The following is a 20,087-nucleotide window of genomic DNA, read 5'->3' as shown; positions in this document are numbered from 1 at the left end:
CTTTGGCACAAGAAAAAGGCCCGGAAGGTTCCGGGCCTTTGCGTTGCGCGGCGCGCATCACAGGCAGAAGTGGTGGCGCAACCGCGCAAGGGCGTTCTGCTTCAGACTGCGCACGGTCTTGGGATGGATGTCCAGCGTGCGCGCCACTTCATCGGTATCGAGGTCGTCCTGGAACAGCAGCCGCAGCACCGTGCTCTGCCGCCTGCTCAGCAGGCCGGGGGGCAGGTCCAGTTCGCCACGGTCGTCGGAAACCGGGGCCTCGGCCCACAGCCGTCCGGCCAGTTCGTCCTCAACGTCATGGCCGTCATAGGCATCGTGGGCGTCATGGTGGGGATAGGGCACGTGGCGCGCCAGCCGTTCGGTGCGGCGCGCGCGCAGGCAGTCCAGCGCGGTGGAGCGCGCCACCACGGTAAGCCAGGTGGACAGGCCCGCCCGGGCGGGATCGTAGGTGGACAACAGATGGAACCCGTCGCCGACGAGACGGCAGAACACCTCCTGCGTCACGTCCTGCGCATCGAGTCCGGCGGCGTCCCCGCCGTTCCACTGAAGGGTGTAGTGCACGGCCTTGTGGATCACCGGGGCGTAGGCGGACACGAAACGGCGCCATGCCTTTCCGTCGCCGGTCATGCATGCCGTTATGTCCGTAGCGGTTCCTGTATTGGCTTCCATCTTCATCTCCAGTCGTGCGTTCTGTGGAGCCGGAATTGCGGCAACCGGGTCCATGCACCACGCCGGAAATTGTGGAAAAGCCAAACCCCGCGCATCGCGGGCTGTCATCATGTATACGCGCGGCCATCCGCATTGTCCGTTCAGAACGGGTAGTGTTTCGAAAACATCGGACACACTAGTTTACATTGTTTTACACTAACGGAAATCATTAGGGCGTGATTCTTGCAGTATACCGGTCGCAAGCGGCAACCGGGTAATATGTGCCACCGCCCAGAGGGTGACATCATGGAACGAGTCCTGTTGATCGACGACGACAAGGAACTCTGCGCATTACTGACCGAATATCTCGCTCCCGAAGGGCTTGCCGTGGACCCCTGCCATACCGGTGGCCAGGGGCTGGCACGCGCGTTGTCGGGCGACTACGACGCGGCCCTGCTGGACGTGGCCCTGCCCGACACCAGCGGCTTCGACGTGCTCGGCACCATCCGTTCCCGTTCGGCCCTGCCCGTGCTCATGCTGACCGGGCGCGGCGACGACGTGGACCGCATCGTGGGGCTGGAGATGGGCGCGGACGACTACGTCCCCAAACCTTTCGTGCCACGCGAACTGCTGGCGCGCCTGCGCGCCGTGCTGCGCCGCACCCGCGTCCACGGGATGGGGGGGATGGGGGGAACCGGGGGGACGGCAGGGACGGCGGCGGGCGCGGCCGGGCCGGGCTTCATTGGCGGCGTGGGACCGTACCGCAAGCGCAACCTGACCTTCGGGGGCATCACCGTGGACCGTTCGGCCCGCACGGCCCTGCGCGACGGCGCCCCCCTGCCCCTGACCCCCGTGGAATACGCCATCCTGGTGCTGCTGCTGGAGGCCGAAGGCGGCACGGTGGCGCGCGAGGACATCTCGCGCGGGGTGCTGGGGCGCGACATCCTGCCCTTCGACCGGTCCATAGACGTGCACGTCAGCAACCTGCGCAAGAAGCTGGGCCCCTGCGACGACGGCCAGCCGCGCGTGGGCACGGTGCGCGGGGTGGGCTACTATTTCCGCGTCTCGCCCACGGAATCCACCTTCGGCGGGCAGGATGCGGAGGAACCGCGCCTCGGGGCGGGGCATGAGAACGTGGCCCGTTAGGCTGGTGGTGCTGCTGCTGGTGGGCTGCGGCATCTTCACCCTGGGCACCTTCGTCCGCATCCGGCTGGAAGACCGCCCCAAGCGCGGCCCCTTCGAGATGAACGCCGTGCTGCTGGACCTGCTGGGCGAGCGCATCTCGGAGTACATGGCCGAAGGGCGCACGGAGAAATTGGACGCCCTGCTGGACACACTGCGCAGGCGCGGCGTGCATGTCGTGGTGCACGACGCCGGATTGCAGCCCCTGGCCGACAACGGCCCGGTTCCGCCGGTTCCGTCGGTTCCGCCGATGCCCTTCGGTCCGCCGCCCCGCCCCAATGGAAAGGACGGAAGGGGTGAAACGGGCGGGGAGGACGGCGGCAACGCCGGGAGAGGCCCCGCCGTCACGGGCAATTCCGGCTCCCCCGGCTCGGAGGCCTTCGCACCCGGTACGCCCGGCGTTGCCGGACATCCTTCCGCACCCCCCGGCCAGCCCATGGGGCCGCCTCCGCGTCCCTCCTGGCCGCAACGCGTCCTGGCCGCCCTGGAAGGGCGCACCCCGCCTCCGGGTTCCCTCGCGGGACCGCCCCCGGCGCCCGCGCGGCAGTCGCCGGAAACCGAGGCCGCCGTGCAGGCCGAAGCCCGCCAACAGGCCGAGGAGGCGCGCGACACGGGCGCCACCCAGGTCGATTTCCCCCCGCCGTTCACCTTCCGGCCGGTGATCCTCATGGCCGACCCCATCGACCTGCCCGGCGGCGAACACGGCGTGCTCACCCTGCGCAAGGACATGCCCACCCCGCCGGACATGCGCCTGCCGCCCTTCGTGCTGCCCCTGGCCCTGGCCATGGTGCTGGCGGGCGGCGTGCTGCACCTGCTGCTGCGCCAGACCAGCCGCCCCATCGGCGAGGTGGGCAGCGCGCTGCAACGCTTCGCGCGGGGGGACCTGCACGTGCGCGTCAACGGCAGCGTGGCCTCGCATGGCACGGAGCTTGCGCACCTTGCCAACGATTTCAATACCATGGCCGAACGCACGGAAGAACTGCTGCAAACCCAGCGCCGCCTGCTGCACGAGGTGTCGCACGAGATGCGTTCGCCCCTTTCACGCGTGGCGCTGGCGCTGGAAATGGCCTCGCGCACCGTCTCTCCGGAATCGCAGCGCTTTCTGGAACGCATCCGCCGCGACGCCGAGCGCCTTTCTGCCCTCAGTTCGCACCTGCTGGCCACGGGGCATCTGGACCACCAGAAGGAGGACGCCCCGCCCGCGTGGTTCGACCTGGAAGCGATGCTGACGCAATTGGCGGACGAGACCGACTTCCAGGCCCGCGCCGACCGCAAGCGGGTGGTGCTGCACGTGGACGGGCCGTGCGCGCCCTTTCACGGCATGCGCGAAATGCTGTACGGCGCGCTGGACAACGTGGTGCAGAACGCCCTGAAGTTCTCGCCGCCGGGCAGCCGGGTGGATGTATCCCTGTCGACCGGGGCAGCGATGGTCGGGCCGGAACGGCCCGGCTGCGCCACCGTGCGTTCCGCCTGCCCCCATCCGGAGCGCCACGCCGTGATCTGCGTGCAGGACCAGGGGCCGGGCGTGCCCGAGGCCGACCTTCCCCTGCTCTTCATGCCGTTCTTCCGGGCGGGCAACGCCCCGCGCGGCTCGGGCACCGGGCTTGGCCTGGCCATCGCCCAGCGCGCCGTGGAACTGCACGGCGGCTCCATAGCGGCCGAAAACCTGCCCCAGGGCGGGTTGCGGGTCACCATCCGCCTGCCCGCGTAGAGGCAGCCATCCCGCCACATCTTCACCCCTTGTCGCCACCCTTTCCGCCCGGAAAACGAACCGCCCCGCACGGCAACGTGCGGGGCGGGCAAAGCCGGGCAAATTTTGCCGGGCGGCTTCTTTACAGTTCTTTACTGGGTCGAAACTGCCCATAGCGGGTCGCCGTTCCCCGTCGCGGCCGGTTCCGCGCCCTCCGGAGCTTGCCAGCCGCCGCCCAGCGCCCGGTACAGGGTGATGGCGCGGGTGGCCAGCACCGCCCGCGCCTGCACGTGGGTCAGGGCGGCGGTGGACAGTTCGCGCTCGGCGTCGGCCACGTCCAGAAAGTCGGTCAGCCCGGCCCGGTAGCGGTCCCAGGCCAGGGTCAGGGCGGTGCGGTCGGCCTCCAGCACGGCGGCCAGGTCTGGCAGCCTGCGCTGCTGGCGGTCCACGGCGTACAGGGCCGCTTCCGCCTCCTCCACCGCCGTGCGGGCCGTGGACAGGTAGGTCAGCGCGGCCTGCTCGCGTTTGGCGTCGGCCTGCTCGATGCGCGCGGTGGTGGCCCCGGAATCGAACAGGGTCAACCCCAGCGCCGGGGCCACCGACCACACCCCGCTGCCCGAGGACAGCAGCCTGTTCATGGCGGACGCCTGCGAGCCCAGCGCCGCCGACAGGCTGAGCGTGGGCCAGCGTTCCGCCGTGGTGGCGGCCAGGTCCGCCGCCGCCGCGGCCAGGCTGCGCTCCGCCGCGCGGATGTCCGGGCGGCGCAGCAGCAGGTCGGCGGGCAGGCCCACGGGCACCTGGCGCGCGGGCGCGGGAATGGGCGCGGTGCGTTCCAGCACCGGGCGCAATTCGCCGGGGGCGGCGTCCGCCAGGCGTTCCAGGCGGGCCAGGGCCGCCCAGGCGTTGTTCTCATAGTCGGCGGCGTCGGCCAGCGAGGAATGCCACAGCGCGGCGGCCTGGGCCACGTCGATGTCCCCCACAAGGCCGGCGTCGCGCCGGGCGGTGACCAGGGCCAGGGTTTCGGCCCGGCTGGCCGCGATGGTGCGGGTCAGGTCCAGTTCGTTCTGGGCCTGGCGCAGGGTCACGTACTGGGTGGCCACCTCGGCCAGCAGGGCGACCAAGGTGTCGCACCGGTCCTCTTCCGCCGCCTGGGCGTCGGCCACGCGCGCCTCGCGGGTGGCGCGCAGCCGCCCGAACAGGTCGATCTCCCAGGCCATGTCCAGTCCCGTGGCGTACACGTTGCCGTTGCGCGAACCGGTGGACTGCGCCTCGCCCGTTCCCGCGCGGCTGCGGGTGGCCGAGGCGGAGCCGGTGACCGTGGGGCCAAGGCCGGCCCCGGCCTCGCGCGCGGCGGCGCGGGCCTCGCGCACCTTTTCGGCGGCGATGCGCACGTCGAAGTTGGCGGTGGCAGCGCGGGCCAGCAGGCCGTCCAGCACCGGATCGCCGAAGCTGGTCCACCATCGGGCCAGGGTTGCGCCCGGATGCGGCGCCAGCGACAGCGGGGCGGACCGACCGGCGGCCGCCTCCGCGCTCCACGCGGCGGGCATGTCGGGCCGGGGGGCGACGGTCGCGGCCGCGCAGCCCGCAGCCAGCGCCGCGCACAGCAGGACGCACGGCAGCATGGCCGCACGCCGGGAACGGAACGGCGCGGTCATCCCCGCACCCCCGCGCCGGATCCGGCCTTGTTGCCGATGGGACGCGCACCGGCGTCGCGCACCGGCACCACCACCTCGGGAAGCTGCCCGTCATCAACGAACTGCCTGACGGGTACAAACGTCTTGGCAGGTGCGAACCGCCCGGCGGGTACGGACTGCGCATCCTTCCTCCCGTCCTTGCGGTCGCCGCCGCCCGTTGCCGCGTCGCGCCCGGTGTCGTCGAAATACACGTCCACCTGCTGGCCCACGTAGGCGGGCATGTCCCTGGCGTCGAAGGCGTACAGCACCTGCAAGACGCGGATGTCCACGCGTTCGGTGGTGTCGCCGGTCAGCGAGGTCTTGGGCAGCACGTAGGGCTCCACCCGAACGAAGCGCAGCGGCGCGGAAAGGTCGCGGTTGCCGCGCAGGAACACCGTGGCGGGCATGCCCGCGCGGTAGCGCCAGGCGATGTTCTCGTCGATGTCCACCCGCACGTGCAGCCGGGTGACGTCGCCCAGCATGACCAGCGGCGTGGAGAGCGCCCCGGCCGTGGCGTATTCGCCCTCGCTCACGTTGACCTGCAACACCGTGGCGTCCATGGGCGCGCGCACGCACAGCCGGTCCAGGTCCACCTCGATGGCCCGTGCGGCGGCCTCGGCCTGGGTCACGTCGGCCGTGGCGGAGGCCAACTCCGCGCGAGCCGTCTCTTCCGCGTAGCCGCGCTGGGCCGCCTCTTCCGCGCTCACGGCGCGGCCGTCGCGCAGGCTGCGCACCCGTGCGGCGTCGGCGCGGGCCTTTTCCAGGGCCACGCGCGCCTCGGCCACCTTGGCCCGGGCCACGGCCAGGGCGGCCTTCTGCTCGGCCAGCGCGGCCTTGCGCTCGCGGTCGTCCAGCCGGAACAGCAGGTCGCCCTTGCGCACCGCGTCGCCCACGGTGACGGGAATCTCCACGATGACCCCGGAGGTGGGCGTGGCCACGCCCACGTCGCGGCTGGCCGCCTCCACGATGCCGGAACCGCTGATGTACTTCTCATAGGGCGGCGCGGCCGGGTCGGCCACCGGGGGCACCGGGGCCGGGGGCGCGGACGCGCGCGAGGCGTACACGACGCCCGCCGCAAGGCCAGCCAGGGCCAGGGCGGGCAGGACGTAGGTCAGGATGATGTTGCGTCGCATGGTTGTCCCTGTATTGTTACGTGGCGGAGGAAGGTCCGGGGGAATGCCGGGCCGCGCCGGGCGTGCCCACGCGGGTCACCCGGCCGTCGTCCAGTTCCGCGATGCGGTCCGAAAAATCGAAGATGCGCGCGTCGTGGGTGACGATGACCAGCGCCCGGCCGTCCACGGTGCCCACCCGGCGCAGCAGTTCCATGACCCGTTGGCCGTTGGCGTGGTCCAGGGCGCTGGTGGGCTCGTCGCACACGATCAGCTGCGGCTCGTGCACCAGGGCGCGGGCGATGGCCACGCGCTGCTGCTGCCCGCCGGAAAGGTCGCCGGGCGCGGATTCCATCTTGTCGCCAAGGTCCACCAGGTCCAGCGCGGCTTCCGCCCTGCGCATGGCCTCGCGCACCGGCGCGCCGCAGATGCGCAACGGCACGGAAACGTTCTCCGCCGCCGTCAGCGCGGGGTTCAGGTTGTAGGCCTGGAACACGAAGCCGATGTTGCGGGCGCGAAAGGCCGCGCGCGGCCGGGGGGCCAGGGCGGTCATGTCCTGCCCCAGGATGCGGCATGCGCCGTCGGTGGGGTCCAGGATGCCCGCCATCACCGAGATCAGCGTGGTCTTGCCGCAGCCGGAGGGCCCCACCAGCATCAGCAGTTCGCCGCGCTGCACGGTCAGGTCCACGCCGCGCAGGGCGTGCACGGCGGTGGCCCCCTCGCCGTAGCGTTTCTCCAGCCCGGCGCAGACCACGGCGGGGCCGCCGGTCATGCCGGTGGGGGCGAAGGGTGCGAAGGCGGCGGCAGTGGCGGGCGCGACGCGCATGTTTCTGTCCTGCATGGATGCCGCCCCCTATTGCTTGAACACGATGGCCGGTTCCAGCCGCAGCACCTGGCGGATGCTCAGCACCGCCGAAACCAGGGTGATGGACAGCACCGCGCCCCCGCCCACCGCCAGGATGAGCGGGGAAAGGCGCATGCCCATGGGGTCGCCGGGCAGGTTGCCCATGATCATGGCCATGCCCACCCCCAGGCCGAATCCGGTGCCCGCCACCAGCAGCGCCTGCGACAGGATCATCAGCAGCAGGGTGCGGTCGTCGGCGCCCATGGCCTTCAGCACGCCGAAGTGGCGCAGCGCGTCCTGGGTGAAGTTGTGGAACATCAGCCCGGTGACCACCGCGCCGATGCAGAAGCTCATGAGGATGGTGGTGCCGAAGTGCATGATGATGGCCGTGCGCCTGATGAAATGCTGCAAGGTGCGCGCGCGGAAGTCGTCGGCGGTCAGGGCGGTCAGGCCCGTCTCCGACGCGATGCGCGCGGCAAGCCCGTGGTGGTCCTGCCCCTGCTGGGCCTTGACCAGCACGAAGGACAGCACCTTGCGCTCGCTCTTGTTGAACAGCTTGACCCGCGAATAGGTGGTGTACAGCATGGGCTGCGACTGGAAGGTGGGGGTGGCGTCGGCCACGCCCACCACCACGGCGCGGCGGTCGTTGGCCTCCAGCGCGTCGCCCACGCCCAGGGGGCGCATGCCGCGTTCCGTCTGCACGGCCAGGCGGTTGGCCGCGCCCTCGGCGTCCACCACCACGGCGTCGCTCATGCGCAGGTCGACCATGCTGCCGGACCTCATGACGCCCGGCGCGCCGACGAGCGACACGTCGTCCACGCCGATGAGCCCGCAGCCCACGGTGTTGCCGTCGGGCAGGCGCACCTTCAGCGAGCCCTTGTGCAGGGGCACGGCCCATTCCACGCCGCTGACGCTGCGCACCAGCGACAGGCGCGTGTCGGGCATGGCTTTCGATTCCTCCACCGACTGGGCCTGGGGGTCCATGACCCAGATGTCGGCGATGGCGATGTCGTCGATGAGGCCGTAGGTGCGGGTGAGGATGCTGGCGAACACGGCGGGCTGCTGGGTCATGATCAGCGAGGTGAAGGCCAGGCTCAGCACCATGCCGAGGTACTTGCCCCGGTTGGCGAGCAGCATCTTGAGGGCGATCTGGTACATGCGGGTTCCGATGGCTGGGGCGTCGCGCCGGTGCCGTATGCACGGCGCGTGGGGCAGGGTCTAGCCCGGCGGCGTACCCGCAATATGTGTTGCCCGTTGCCGCTTCGTTGCCGCAACAGGCAAAGTGTTGCCGCGTATTGCGCCCCGCGCCGCGGAAACACTGTGTTGCAAAAAACCCGTGCACGGGGACCGGCGCGGCGCTATAGGAGGCCCATGAACACCCCGGAACACATCCTTGTCGTGGACGACGACCCCGAAATCCGCGAGTTGCTCACCGGCTTTCTGGACAAGCACGGCTTCCGCGCCGAATCGGCCGCCGACGGCGTCGAGATGTTCCGCATGCTCGAGGTGGGGCGCTACGACCTCGTGGTGCTGGACGTGATGCTGCCCGGCGACGACGGGCTGACCCTGTGCCGCAGGCTGCGCGCCCGCTCCGACCTGCCGGTGATCATGCTCACCGCCCTGGACGACGACACCGACCGCATCATCGGGCTGGAACTGGGCGCCGACGACTACGTGGCCAAGCCGTTCAACCCGCGCGAACTGGTGGCCCGCATCCGCACCGTGCTGCGCCGGGCCCGCGCCCTGCCCGAAAACATCGCCAAGGCCGAGCCGGAGGCCATGTCGCGCGCCATCCGCTTTGCCGGGTGGACGCTGGACACGGTGCCCCGCCACCTGGTGGCTCCCGACGGGGTGGTGGTGAACCTGAGCGGCGCGGAATACCGCCTGCTGCGGGTGTTCCTGAAGTATCCCAACAGGGTGATGAGCCGCGACCAGTTGCTGGACCTGACCCAGGGCCGCGCGGCGGAAGCCTTCGACCGGTCCATCGACGTGCTGGTCAGCCGCCTGCGCACCCGCCTGCGCGACAACGGGCGCGAACCGCAGATCATCAAGACCGTGCGCGGCGACGGCTACTACCTGGCCACCGACGTGGAACGCGACGCCGGAACCGACGGCGTCCCGGCCGCCACGCCCGACGCATCCCCCGGCGCGCCCTCTTCCCCCTTCCCCGGCCCGGCCGACGCATGAGCCCCGCCGCCGTCCCCCCGGCCGCACGGCCGCCGTTACCAGAAGCGCGGCCGCCGTTTCCCGGAGCGCGGCTGCTCTCCGCCCTGCCCCCGCGCACCCTGCGCGGCCGGGTGGTGCTGGTGCTGGTGTGCGGCATCGTGCTCATCCAGATCGTCAGCATGCTGTACGTGATCTCGCGCGGGGGGCCGTTCGTCTACAGTTCCGTGGCCCGCCAGGCGGCCATGCGCCTTGCCGGGCAGGCTCTGGTGCTGGACGCGGCCCGGCCGGAGGCCCGGGGCGACATGATCGGCCAGATGGCGCAGGGCGCCAGCCGCATCGCCATGACCACCACCCCGCCCGCCGCCACCCCGGCCGACATGTCCGGCTGGGCCGCCGACGTGTATTCCTCCATTTTCGCGGATCACCTGCGCGGGCTGCTGGCCCCGGACATGCAGATGGTCTGCCGGGTGGACGGCATCGCCCGCGACGTGGGACGCCGCCCGCCGCCCCCCCCGGGCCGCATCGACGACGGCCACTACGACATCGGCTACACCGTGGGCGTGCGCCTGCGCGACGGCATGTGGGCCGTGTTCACCCACGTGCTGCCCGAGGGCAACCGGCCGTGGATACCCGAACCCATGCTGTGGGACCTGGGCTGGCGCATCGTGGGCGTGGCCCTGCTGGGCCTGGTGGTGGTGGGCTGGATGACCCGCCCCCTGCGCATGCTGGCCGACGCCGCCGACGAATTCGGCGCGGGGCTGGTGCGCGCCCCCCTGCCGGAGCGCGGCCCGCTGGAAATCCGCCGCGCGGCCCAAGCCTTCAACCGCATGCAGGACCGCATCCGCCAGTTCGTGGACGAGCGGGGACGGCTGCTGGCCGCCATCTCGCACGACCTGCGCACCCCGGTCACCCGCATGCGCCTGCGCGCGGACCAGGTGGAGCCGCCGGAGCTGCGCGAGCGGTTTCTGGCGGACCTCGACGAGATCCGGGACCTGCTCTCCACCACCATCGACTTCGTGCGCAGCACCGACAGCCGGGAGGCCACGGCCTCCGTGGACGTGACCGCCCTGCTGGAAAGTCTGGCGGAAGACTGTCGTGACCTCCAGATGGGGCAGATGGGGCAGATAGGGCATACAGGGCAGATAGGGCAGATAGGGCACATGGGGCAGACAGGGCACACCGCTCCCCCGCAGGTCCGCATCACCCTGCACGGCGCCGCCGAAGGGCGTCCCACGCACATCCAGGCCCAGCCCCTGGCGCTGAAGCGCTGCCTGTCCAACCTGCTGGAAAACGCGGTGCGCTACGGCGGCGGGCAGGTGGACATCGAGGTGCGGGACGCGGACGACATGCTGTCCGTGGCCATCCGCGACCGGGGACCGGGCCTGCCGGAACAGTACACGGACAAGGTGTTCGAGCCGTTCTTCCGCGTGGAGCATTCGCGCAACCGCCAGACCGGCGGCAGCGGCCTTGGCCTGTCCATCGCCCGCAACATCGCCCGCCAGCACGGCGGCGACATAACCCTGGCCAACCGCGAGGGCGGCGGACTGGAGGCGCTGGTGCGCCTGCCCCGCGCGCGCCGCGCCGCGCAGTAGCCCCTCCGGGCGCACCACCCGGCCTTCCCCCGTCCGCCGCGATCCCCGTGCCTTGGCGGCCGCACAGGCCATGCCGCGCCCCCCGTTCACGCTGCTTCCGTCAAGTCGACGCACCCCCCAAAACGGTATCGCCCCGCCCTGCCGCCCCGTGTTTCACGCCGGGGCGATTACCTCCTGCGTGACCGCAGCTACCGGATATCATGCGCAATCCGGAATACGGCACTCAACATGCAATCTCCGTTAGAATGTGTCGCGCTGCCATCCCCCGGAAAATACTTTAAAATTCCGTCTCGCGCGCTAACCTCTCCGGCATGACTGCCGATGAAACACAGAGGGGCTGCATCATCAGGGAGGCACAATGCGGGGCACAACGGGATTTTTCGACAGGCTGAACACCAGAATCGGCGCGCTGGTCGTGGCCCTGCTGGTGGCAGGGTTCGGCGGGCTGGGCTGGTACGTCATGTCGGCCACCACGAATCTGGCGCTGCACCTGCGCCAGGCCAGTTCGCAAGGGCTGGTGGACACGGCGCGGATAGCCACCGATCTCAACCTGGAGAACGAAAAGAAGCTCACCGCCGCCCTGGCCCGCCAGAGGGCCATCGTGGAGGCGGTGGCAAGCGGCCGGGACGAGAACGGCGTGGCCCAGGGGCGCTTCCGCGACTACCTGCGCACCTACAGGGAAATCTGGTCGGCCTACGCCTTCGACCGGCGCGGCGTGGTGGTGGCCGGCGCCAACAACGGGGGCGAGGACGAACGCGGGAAGGACAAGAGCGGGCACGCCGTGGTCCGCCAGGTGCTGAACGGCAGCGAAACGGCCCTGGACAAGACCGTGGCCAAGGGTGACGGCGGCCGGATGATCTTCCGCATGGCCACCGCCCTGCGCGACGCATCCGGGGCGGTCACCGGCGGGGTGCAGGTATCCTTCGACTTCAATGCGTTCGCCGAAACCGCCATCTCGCCCATCAAGGTCGGACAGACCGGCTACCTGTACATGCTCGACGCCGACGGCACCTTCATTGCCCACCCCGACCCGGCCATGCTGCTGCAACCGGGCAAGGACATGCCGTTCGTGCGCGAGATGCTGGCCAACCCGCGCGGGACGCTGGAGTACGAATTCAAGGGCGCGCGCAAGCTGGCGGCGTACACCCGCGTCGCCCAGACCGGCTGGATCATGGCCAGCACCGTGAACGAGTCGGAACTGCTGGCGGAGGCGTACTCCCTGCGCAACGTGGTGGCGGGCATCGCCGCGCTGGTCTGCGTGGTGCTGGCCGTAGCGGTCGTGCTGCTGCTGCGCAGGCTGGTGGTGGTGCCGTTGCAGGCCGTGGGGCAGTTCACGGCGGACATCGCCGGCGGCAACTTCGGCACCACGCTGGAAGGCGGCTTTTCCTGCGAACTGGCGCAACTTGCCGACAACACCCGGCGCATGAAGGACCGCATCAAGCACGAACTGGGCTTTGCCCGGGGCGTGCTGGAAAGCATTCCCACCCCGTGCGGCATCGTGGCGCCCGACTTCACCATGTCCTGGGCCAACACCCAGGTCTGTGAACTGCTGGGCAGGCCCAATCCGCCCTCCGACCATTACGGCCTGAAGTCCGGCGAATTCTACTGGTTCGACCCGGACCGCGAAACCTTGTCGGACAAGGCCATCAAGGAACGGCGCACCCTGACCGGGCAGACCGTGTGGACGTCGCGGGACGGCAGGCGCACCGTGCACATCAGCGTGGTGACCACGCCGTTCTACGACATGGACGGCGTACTGCTGGGCTCCATCTCGTTCTGGAACGACATCAGCGAGATGGTGGAAAAGCAGCAGCAGATCGAGGCCCAGCGCGACCGCATCGCCGAGGCGGCCCGTGCCGCCATGGACGTTTCGGCCCGGCTGTCCACGGCGGCGGAAGAACTCGCGTCGCAGATCGAGGAATCCAGCCGGGGCACGGAAAACCAGAAGACCCGCGTTGCCGAGTCGGCCACGGCCGTGGAACAGATGAACGCCTCCATCCTGGAGGTGGCGCGCAGCGCGGGCAGCGCGGCGGAAAACGCCGACCTCGCCCGCTCGCGCGCCGGGCAGGGCGAAAAGGTGGTGCAGGACACGGTGGGCTCCATCCGCGCCCTGCGCGACCGCATGTCGGAAATGGGCGGCAGCCTGCACGAACTGGGCAGGCAGGCCGACGGCATCGGCGCCATCATCGACATGATCTCGGACATCGCCGACCAGACCAACCTGCTGGCCCTGAACGCGGCCATCGAGGCGGCCCGGGCCGGTGACGCCGGACGCGGCTTCGCCGTGGTGGCCGACGAGGTGCGCAAGCTGGCGGAAAAGACCATGAACGCCACCGGCGAGGTGGGGCAGGTCATCCGGGCCATCCAGCAGGTGACCCAGAAGAGCGTGGACCTGATGGGCCTGGCCGACGCCGACGCCAACGCCTCGGCCGAACGGTCGGCCCAGGCGGGCGCCTCGCTGCGCGAGATACTCAGCGTTTCCGTGGACACGGCGGACATGGTGCGGTCCATCGCATCGGCCGCCGAGGAACAGTCGGCGGCCAGCGAGCAGATCGCCCGGGCCACGGACGAACTGAACGTCATCTCCGGCGAGACGGCCGAGGCCATGAACCAGTCGGCCCTGGCCATAGCGGAAGTGGCCCGCATGGCCGAGGAACTGCGCGCCATCATCGAGAGCATGAAGTCCTAGCCGGGACGGCGCGGGCGTGGCCCGCAGACGAAAAGAATCCCACCACACCGGGAGAAAGCCATGGAAACGACTAGGCCAACCTTGACCGATACTATTTTTTGGTATATCTCCCCCTCATGAACTGGATCGTCACCATCAGCGCCAAGGCTGCGAAGGGGATTGCCAAGCTGCCCCAGCGGGTGCAGGACGCCGTGGCCGCGCTTATCGCGGACATCCGCGCTGCTGGCCCGGTGCGCGGCGACTGGCCCAACTACAGCAAGCTAGGTGACGACAGGCACCACTGCCACCTCAAGAAAGGCAGGCCTGCCTATGTGGCCGTGTGGGAAGAGAAGGACAAGAAAGCCAAGGAAGTGGAGGTGACCTATGCTGGCACCCACGAGAAAGCACCCTACTGAAACGTTTACCGTGACGTGTCCGACTGACGTGCAGGCCAGCGTCATGGCCTTTCTGCGCGATAAGGGCTGCACGGTGCAGGGTTCCGTGGCCCCTGAGGAAGTGTTGGACATGTCCCCGGCGGCCATCCTGCGCGGCATGCGCTACCGCGAGGACATCACCCAGGCCGAACTTTCGCGCCGCACGGGCATTCCGCAGCGGCATATCAGCGAGATGGAAAACAACCGCCGCCCCATCGGCAAGCAGAACGCCCGCAAACTGGCCGAGGCGTTGAACTGCCCGCCCGCACGTTTCCTTGCAGCGTAACCACCGGCAGAAAAGCACAGGCCCCACTTCGGCGGGGCCTTTTCTATTGCTCAAAGGCATATCGAAAGCCTACGCCGTTCCGCCATCGCCTTTCCCAAGGCCCCAACACCCAGCCGCACCCCATGCTCTGGTTGACAAACCCGCCCCGATCCGTACCCTGTTTCCAACGCGCCAGGGCGGTGCGCCGGGGGCAATCGGAGCCCCACCATGGCCGCCCCGGCGCGTTATCTTTTCCCCATCCCAATGGCCGCAAAAAGGCGCAATCCGTGCGGACCATCGTGCGGACCACTCAACTCAAAAAACGCGAAAAAGGAGCCAGAATTTCTTCTAACTCCTTAATATTGCATGGTGGGCGGTGAGGGGATCGAACCCCCGGCATTCGGCTTGTAAGGCCCAATTATTGCTGCCAAGTTCCTATTTTAAATACACTTCCATTTTCAAAAAAACCGCACAGGCTAGCATGATTCACCGTGGTCCGAGTGAGTCACGAGTGAGCCGCGAAAGCCCCCTCGGGCTTTCGTTTTTCTCCTTGCCACAAAACTTATTTTGACTTATTAAAAACTCATGACGCGCATCGAATGGGCACTGAAGGCGGTGAAGCAACTGCGCAAGCTGCCGCAGGCAGAGCAGGTGAAGGTTCATGCCGCCGTGGGAGCCCTTTCCGAGTGGCCGGATGTGCGCAACGTCAAGGCGCTGGTCAACAGGATTGACTACCGGCTGCGTGTCGGGCGCTACCGCGTCCTGTTCCATGTGACGCCCGATGGCGAGTTGACCGTCATCAACATCGACGAGGTGAGAAAACGCGATGAACGCACCTACTGAACACCAGATCATCCGGCACAACGGGCAGCCCGTGGCCGTCGTGGTACCCTACGCGGAGTACGTTCGGGCCTTCGGTCCGCAGGCCGGGACGGAATCCACTGTTCCGCACGATGTGGTGGGGCGCGTGGTCAACGATGGCGTTTCCCCCTGCCGGGCATGGCGCGAACATCTTGGGCTGACGCAGGCCGAGGTGGCCGCCCGCATGGGCGTCACCCAGTCCGCCTACGCCCAGATGGAGGCCAGCGACGCGAAGCTCCGCGTCGCGACCCGGCGCAAAATCGCTACCGCCCTCAGCGTGGCGGTCGAGTTGCTCGACCTGTAGCCCAGGCCCTTGCTCATCCCCTCGGCTTGTTGCCCCAGAACACTAGCCAGTTCACACCAAAAATCCCACCTCCACCGCTCTCACATCCTCCACAGCACCGGCGGCCATCACAGCCGCCGCAAGGTCGCGCTGCTGTTCTGCCAACCGCTGCCGCGCATAGTCGAGCCCTTCCGAGTCGCTGACGGCCAACAGAGCCGCCTCCACCGCCACCACGGTGGGCGCAGGGTTCGACAGCGCCACAAGACCCGCCAAGGCGGCGTCATGGGCCTTGGCGATCTCAGCCAGCTTCGCGGCTTTGGCCTCTTCAAGCGTCGGCTCCGACAGCGGGGCATCTTCGACTTGCCGCACCGCCTCCCACGCATCGACCACAGACTGCCAAGCCGCAATATTCTCCAACCTCTCGTTGGACGTGCCGTCGTTGTACTCTACGTGCCCCGCCAGCCCGTCCCACTGCACGGCATGCAACTTGTCAGGCAACCCGGACAGATCCACGGCCAGGGCGCGCCCGTCCACGATCACCATGTTGTCGTCCCGGATGATGGTCAGTCGCATGAATTAGCCCTCCACCTGCTGCTGATGTCCTGCAATCCCCCGCTCCCGGGTGCTCATGCTGGCAAGGCGCACGATCTCGCCGATCCCGGCCATGGTCACTCCGCTGGCCCTCACCATCTCGTTGCGGAACGACTCAACCGCCGCCGCGCCTTGGCGCACCTCTTGCGCATTCTCAATGAGCAGGACGGGCAGCCACGAGACCGCGCAGCCCCACTCGTCGATATCCTGTCCCGTTTGCGGATGCTTGCCCCGCAACTGGATGTACCAGCGGCATGTTTCCCGGCACGCCTTGAAGCCGTTAAGCGGGCACTTGTCCTGTTTCTTCATGGCTAGTCCTTCTGGGCGATGATGAGGTCTATGTACTTCACACGCATATCCAATCCATGGGAATGGGCACCGCCGGAACCGGCGTTCGCCGTGGACGACGTGGAAGGCTTTACCAGCCAATATTCGCTACCGCTGCCGGCAGTCCCCTCCCATGACCGCGCGTACACTCCTCCGTGGGCATGGCTGGGCATATGCGCCGTCGTCAGCGTAAATGCATCAGTGGTCGTCCTTCCGAACAGCGTGCTGAAATTCACGCTGCCTCCGCTGGAAACCGCGCCACTGACCACCCTCAACGCCTTGTCGTTGTGGCTGGCGTCCTTGGTCCAGCCCGTGGGCGCCGTGGACTGCTGGAACAGCATCCGGGTGCCGGACTCAAACCCGCCCCCGCCTCCGGCCGCTTTCCACATCACAGGGTCCGTGCCCACCAGCATCCACAGGCTGTTGTCGTCCAACTGCCGGGCCAGCTTCCCGATGCCGCTGGCATCCACTCCCACACCCGTCTCGCGCGCCGCCTGGTTGGGGAACTCCCACGCATAGGGCACGTGCATGTTGTCAGGGCCTTTCAACCCTCCGTGCATCGTCGTCATCAGAACACCCCCATGACCTGCTGCGGTTCGCCATTCACCAACGCGTAGAGCGGCACCTCCACGCCGTTTTCGATCACCGTCACCGGTCGGATAGCCCCGGAGGGCGTGTTGAGTTGGTAGTCCACGTCAACGGTCAGGCCATCAGCCACACTGCCAGTGTGGCTGACTGCGAAGCGGTACATGTGCCCGACCTCGATGTTGCGGGCGAGGAACGAGGGGTATGGAGTCTTGCCAAGGTAAGCCCACTCGTCGGCCTCGGCGCCCAGCCTGCGCGCGAATACGCGCCACTCCAGGGCCGTTCCCCGCCAGGCAAGAGAGATGAGCTTCTTGCTCACCAAGTCCTCGTTGGCGTCGATGATGGTGGCCACAAGGCCCACCACGGCAGGCAAGTTGGCCGCGCTGTCGGTTTGCGGCGCCACGCCCTCGTCAGCATAGACCGCCTCGTCGTATTCCAGCGCCTTGAGCGTCACGCGCATGTCGCTGGAACGGCTCAGCGAGCGCACCCGGTACCACCGCGTCACACGCTGCACCTCACCCACAGCGGCGGAACAGCCGGGGGACGGTACCTGCTCCCACGGAGCCGCGAGCGTCAGGGTATCGGTCAGCGTCGATTCGGCCACGGGGGCAAGGGGCCGCACCTCGACCTTCTCCACGCCCTCCACGTCGCCCGCCACATCCACATGCGCCAGCCGCACCTCGTAGGCCGTTCCGGGCTCAAGCTGCACCGGACGGCTCAGCTTCACCGTGGTCTCGGTGGCCGACAGCACCACGCCCGATTGCGTGGCCATGAGCCGGTCGGCCGCAACCTGGATCACCGAACCGCGCCGGATGTGCGGCCCCAGGGCACGCCAAAGCAACGTGAGGTCCACGCGGCGGCTCAGGTAGCGGTTGCACCGGTTGATGTATTCTCCGGCCCGCTGCGCCCCCTCATCGCTGTTGCACGGGTACAGGGTGATCTGCGCCACCGTCGGCGGCCGGTCCACCACCGCGTTGAAGAAGTCGCCAGGGGCAAAGACCACCTGCTTGCCCCGTTCCGGGTCGAACCAGGTGATCTCGCACCCGTCGGCCAAGTCATCCGAATTCGGGTATTCGAGGCCCAGCGTCCCTTGCAGGATGTCGGCAGAGGTCGCGAGAAACGCGGCATCCGGCAGGGCCACGGGGCGGTCGCTGATGCACACGATCTTCGTGCCCACCCTGTCCACGATGAACCGTCCGAACTGCCCCAGATACCCGAGCGCAGTTTCCAGCGTGCACTGGGTGTCCCAGTACATCGAGCCTTTCAGCCCCTTGATCTCACACCACTCGGCAGCCTCCGCGAACGACGGAACATCGATGCTTTCCACGGGCTCGCCCGCGCCCCAGCGAGTGTTGGTGATCAATTCCAGCGCAGCCCACGCCATGTTGCCGATGTCGCGGCTGACGGCCCCGCCCTGCCCATCCGGCAGCATGGCCGTCATGCGCCTTGCGCTGCACGTGACCTTCGGCGCGCTGCCGTTGAGTTTGTCCGTGGGGAGCGCCCTGATCGCCAGCAAGGCGCAGTGCGGCAGTCGGAAGTCATCCGGCACGATCTCGTGTGTGTATTCGAGCCAGGTGTCCGAGATGTACCGATCACCGGTCGGGGGCGCGACGGGGTGCCGGTAACGTACCTCGTGCCGTCCCTCGGCCACCTCGAACTCATAGTAGCGCATGATCGCGGCACGTTTTGCCCCGGAAATCGACACCGTGCCGAGGTTCACCCACGCCGTCTCCCCATAGAGACGGTGCTGGAACTGCACCTGCACGGTCACCGGGTCCAGCCCGCCCTTGTCGTTGGCGTACCCGAGGCCGGACGCGCACTGCACGCCGAAGCCCAGCTTGCGCACGCCGGTGCCGTCCAGCACCACCTCGTGCCATTCCGTGGAGAGCTTGACCGTCACCCCTTCGGTCCGCTCGGTGATTGCGTCGTTGAACCACGGGAGAACGTCCTGCCCTTCCGTCCCGAGCCGGATGTCGATTTCGAGGCCCTCGTAGTTGCCAGCCTTGTTCCCGTCGATCCGGACATCGAAAATCTCATCCACCGGCCCCTCGGAGATGAGGAAAAGGCCATTCCACAACCGACGGTCGCCCGAGGTCGAAAGGTGCTGCGTCAGCTTGGTCGGAGTGAGGTTGCGCTTTTCGCCTTGGAGCACGGGTACCGGTCGCCCCGGCTCCATGGGGTTGGCCTGCGCGCTGAACCCATATGTGGGCGAGTTGTCCATCGGATTCTGACCCAGCCCCTGCCCAAGCGAAGGCTTGGCCGAGGGGATGAAGGCGTTGACCCCCACCGCTCCCACCAGGGCCACAGCCGCAGTGCCAAGCCCGGTCATGGTCCCCACGGACAAGGTGGAAACAAGACCGTATGCACCAATGGCGTTTTCAAAACCAAGCGCAAGCATGCCGCCAACAGCAGGCGCGGCAAGCATCACCGCCATCATCGCCACTGCGGCAATGGTATTCGACCCCCCACCGCCGCCGTCACCCGGCACCAGGGCCACGGATATGCCGTCACCCGGTCGTACGATGTAGCGCTCCGCCTCCTCGAAGGACAGGAGGCGCCCGCTCGCCAGAAAGAGCAGGTCCAGCCCATCCTCGATGAGCATGCCCTCAGGCCACCGCGCATCAAGGATGTCGGCAATAGTCAGCCCCGGTCGCCACTCCACCCACTCGCTCACCACCTGCGTGAGATCGAGGCAATTCCGGTGCAACACGAGCAGCACGTCGTCCGCCCGCATCTTCATTGCGGGCGGAAAGAACGGCACGGCGTTGTTGGCAGGGGTCAACCGTTCCATACGTAGAACCCGGCGATGAGCCTGGCATAGGGCGAGGTATCCAGTCGATCCGCATGCACCTGCATGTTGCGCTGGATGTGCGCGAACCGACAGGAATCGAACACCACGCCCACATGGTCCACGAAATCCCGATGGCGGGGACTGGTGCGCAAGGCCACCACGGCGCCCGGCTCCGGTCCCGCCAACTCCTTCCATTCGCCGCTCTGCAACGCCCTCTCGTAGAGGCCATGCCGATCAACAGCCGAGGCAGGCGGAACGATGTTGGGCACCCGACGCCCGAACACAGCGGACAGTGCCATCACGAAGCCCCAGCAGTCATAAAGTGGCACCCGGCGCACCGGGCACATCTCGCCCCGGCCACGCCGCCGGAACTGCCCG

The 20,087-nt window shown here is 68.4% G+C and carries 19 protein-coding genes; 9 read left to right on the top strand and 10 right to left on the bottom strand.

The window, feature by feature from the left end; all coding sequences use genetic code 11:
• Window positions 1-57 precede the first annotated feature (57 nt).
• The gene (locus V6B97_RS01125; RefSeq protein WP_333504652.1) at window positions 58-627 is read right to left on the bottom strand and encodes an RNA polymerase sigma factor; all 570 of its coding nucleotides are present in this window, start codon (window positions 625-627) and stop codon (window positions 58-60) included.
• A gap of 327 nt (window positions 628-954) precedes the next feature.
• Between V6B97_RS01125 and V6B97_RS01120 the strand changes: the two genes are divergently transcribed.
• Together V6B97_RS01120 and V6B97_RS01115 are read left to right on the top strand one after the other, a co-directional pair.
• Window positions 955-1,794, top strand: a complete 840-nt coding sequence (locus tag V6B97_RS01120; protein WP_333504651.1) for a response regulator transcription factor — start codon at window positions 955-957, stop codon at window positions 1,792-1,794.
• The gene (locus tag V6B97_RS01115) at window positions 1,775-3,541 is read left to right on the top strand and encodes a HAMP domain-containing sensor histidine kinase (protein ID WP_333504650.1); all 1,767 of its coding nucleotides are present in this window, start codon (window positions 1,775-1,777) and stop codon (window positions 3,539-3,541) included. Before V6B97_RS01120 ends, V6B97_RS01115 begins: the two co-directional genes overlap by 20 nt.
• Window positions 3,542-3,672: 131 nt before the next feature.
• On the opposite strand, the gene V6B97_RS01110 is transcribed toward V6B97_RS01115, so the two are convergent.
• The 4 genes from V6B97_RS01110 to V6B97_RS01095 are packed head-to-tail and all read right to left on the bottom strand — an operon-like array spanning window position 3,673 to window position 8,304.
• Window positions 3,673-5,142 carry an efflux transporter outer membrane subunit gene (locus V6B97_RS01110; RefSeq protein ID WP_333504649.1) on the bottom strand — a complete coding sequence of 490 codons (1,470 nt, stop codon included), beginning with the start codon at window positions 5,140-5,142 and terminating at the stop codon, window positions 3,673-3,675.
• A gap of 29 nt (window positions 5,143-5,171) precedes the next feature.
• A complete protein-coding gene (locus V6B97_RS01105) occupies window positions 5,172-6,326 on the bottom strand; it encodes an efflux RND transporter periplasmic adaptor subunit (RefSeq protein ID WP_333504648.1) in 1,155 nt (384 codons plus the stop codon).
• A gap of 16 nt (window positions 6,327-6,342) precedes the next feature.
• Entirely contained in the window at window positions 6,343-7,128 is a 786-nt protein-coding gene (locus V6B97_RS01100) for an ABC transporter ATP-binding protein (protein ID WP_333504647.1), read from the bottom strand.
• A 27-nt stretch (window positions 7,129-7,155) separates the two neighbouring features.
• Entirely contained in the window at window positions 7,156-8,304 is a 1,149-nt protein-coding gene (locus V6B97_RS01095) for an ABC transporter permease (RefSeq protein WP_333504646.1), read from the bottom strand.
• A gap of 213 nt (window positions 8,305-8,517) precedes the next feature.
• Between V6B97_RS01095 and V6B97_RS01090 the strand changes: the two genes are divergently transcribed.
• The 7 genes from V6B97_RS01090 to V6B97_RS01060 all read left to right on the top strand — a co-directional run bounded on the left by V6B97_RS01090 (window position 8,518) and on the right by V6B97_RS01060 (window position 15,436).
• Window positions 8,518-9,333, top strand: a complete 816-nt coding sequence (locus tag V6B97_RS01090; protein ID WP_333504644.1) for a response regulator transcription factor — start codon at window positions 8,518-8,520, stop codon at window positions 9,331-9,333.
• Window positions 9,330-10,904: an ATP-binding protein gene (locus V6B97_RS01085; protein WP_333504643.1), complete on the top strand. Its 1,575-nt coding sequence runs from the start codon at window positions 9,330-9,332 to the stop codon at window positions 10,902-10,904. The genes V6B97_RS01090 and V6B97_RS01085 overlap by 4 nt, the downstream gene beginning before the upstream one ends.
• Window positions 10,905-11,262: 358 nt before the next feature.
• Window positions 11,263-13,593, top strand: coding sequence for a methyl-accepting chemotaxis protein (locus V6B97_RS01080; protein ID WP_333504642.1), 2,331 nt, complete (start codon window positions 11,263-11,265; stop codon window positions 13,591-13,593).
• Window positions 13,594-13,709: 116 nt separating this feature from the next.
• Window positions 13,710-13,988 carry a cytotoxic translational repressor of toxin-antitoxin stability system gene (locus V6B97_RS01075; protein ID WP_333504641.1) on the top strand — a complete coding sequence of 93 codons (279 nt, stop codon included), beginning with the start codon at window positions 13,710-13,712 and terminating at the stop codon, window positions 13,986-13,988.
• A gap of 10 nt (window positions 13,989-13,998) precedes the next feature.
• A complete protein-coding gene (locus tag V6B97_RS01070) occupies window positions 13,999-14,292 on the top strand; it encodes a helix-turn-helix domain-containing protein (RefSeq protein ID WP_333504640.1) in 294 nt (97 codons plus the stop codon).
• A gap of 564 nt (window positions 14,293-14,856) precedes the next feature.
• Window positions 14,857-15,114, top strand: a complete 258-nt coding sequence (locus V6B97_RS01065) for a type II toxin-antitoxin system RelE family toxin (protein ID WP_333504639.1) — start codon at window positions 14,857-14,859, stop codon at window positions 15,112-15,114.
• Entirely contained in the window at window positions 15,098-15,436 is a 339-nt protein-coding gene (locus tag V6B97_RS01060) for a helix-turn-helix domain-containing protein (RefSeq protein WP_012612760.1), read from the top strand. Before V6B97_RS01065 ends, V6B97_RS01060 begins: the two co-directional genes overlap by 17 nt.
• 51 nt (window positions 15,437-15,487) lie before the next feature.
• Here V6B97_RS01060 and V6B97_RS01055 read toward each other — a convergent pair whose 3' ends face one another.
• From V6B97_RS01055 to V6B97_RS01035, 5 genes are read right to left on the bottom strand one after another with little or no spacing between them, the layout of a single operon-like run.
• Window positions 15,488-15,988: a phage tail protein gene (locus V6B97_RS01055; RefSeq protein ID WP_333504638.1), complete on the bottom strand. Its 501-nt coding sequence runs from the start codon at window positions 15,986-15,988 to the stop codon at window positions 15,488-15,490.
• Between the two features lie 3 nt (window positions 15,989-15,991).
• A complete protein-coding gene (locus tag V6B97_RS01050; RefSeq protein WP_333504637.1) occupies window positions 15,992-16,315 on the bottom strand; it encodes a hypothetical protein in 324 nt (107 codons plus the stop codon).
• 2 nt (window positions 16,316-16,317) lie between these two features.
• The gene (locus tag V6B97_RS01045; protein WP_333504636.1) at window positions 16,318-16,902 is read right to left on the bottom strand and encodes a hypothetical protein; all 585 of its coding nucleotides are present in this window, start codon (window positions 16,900-16,902) and stop codon (window positions 16,318-16,320) included.
• Entirely contained in the window at window positions 16,902-19,709 is a 2,808-nt protein-coding gene (gene gpJ / locus V6B97_RS01040; RefSeq protein WP_333504635.1) for a TipJ family phage tail tip protein, read from the bottom strand. The genes V6B97_RS01045 and gpJ overlap by 1 nt, the downstream gene beginning before the upstream one ends.
• Window positions 19,697-20,008, bottom strand: coding sequence for a hypothetical protein (locus V6B97_RS01035; protein ID WP_333504634.1), 312 nt, complete (start codon window positions 20,006-20,008; stop codon window positions 19,697-19,699). Before V6B97_RS01035 ends, gpJ begins: the two co-directional genes overlap by 13 nt.
• Window positions 20,009-20,087: the final 79 nt, after the last annotated feature.

Source organism: Nitratidesulfovibrio sp. 1201_IL3209 (assembly GCF_036763125.1).
Classification (GTDB): domain Bacteria; phylum Desulfobacterota; class Desulfovibrionia; order Desulfovibrionales; family Desulfovibrionaceae; genus Cupidesulfovibrio.
The sequence above is the reverse complement of the archived record's forward strand: the minus strand, read 5'-3'. Positions and strand labels throughout refer to the sequence as shown.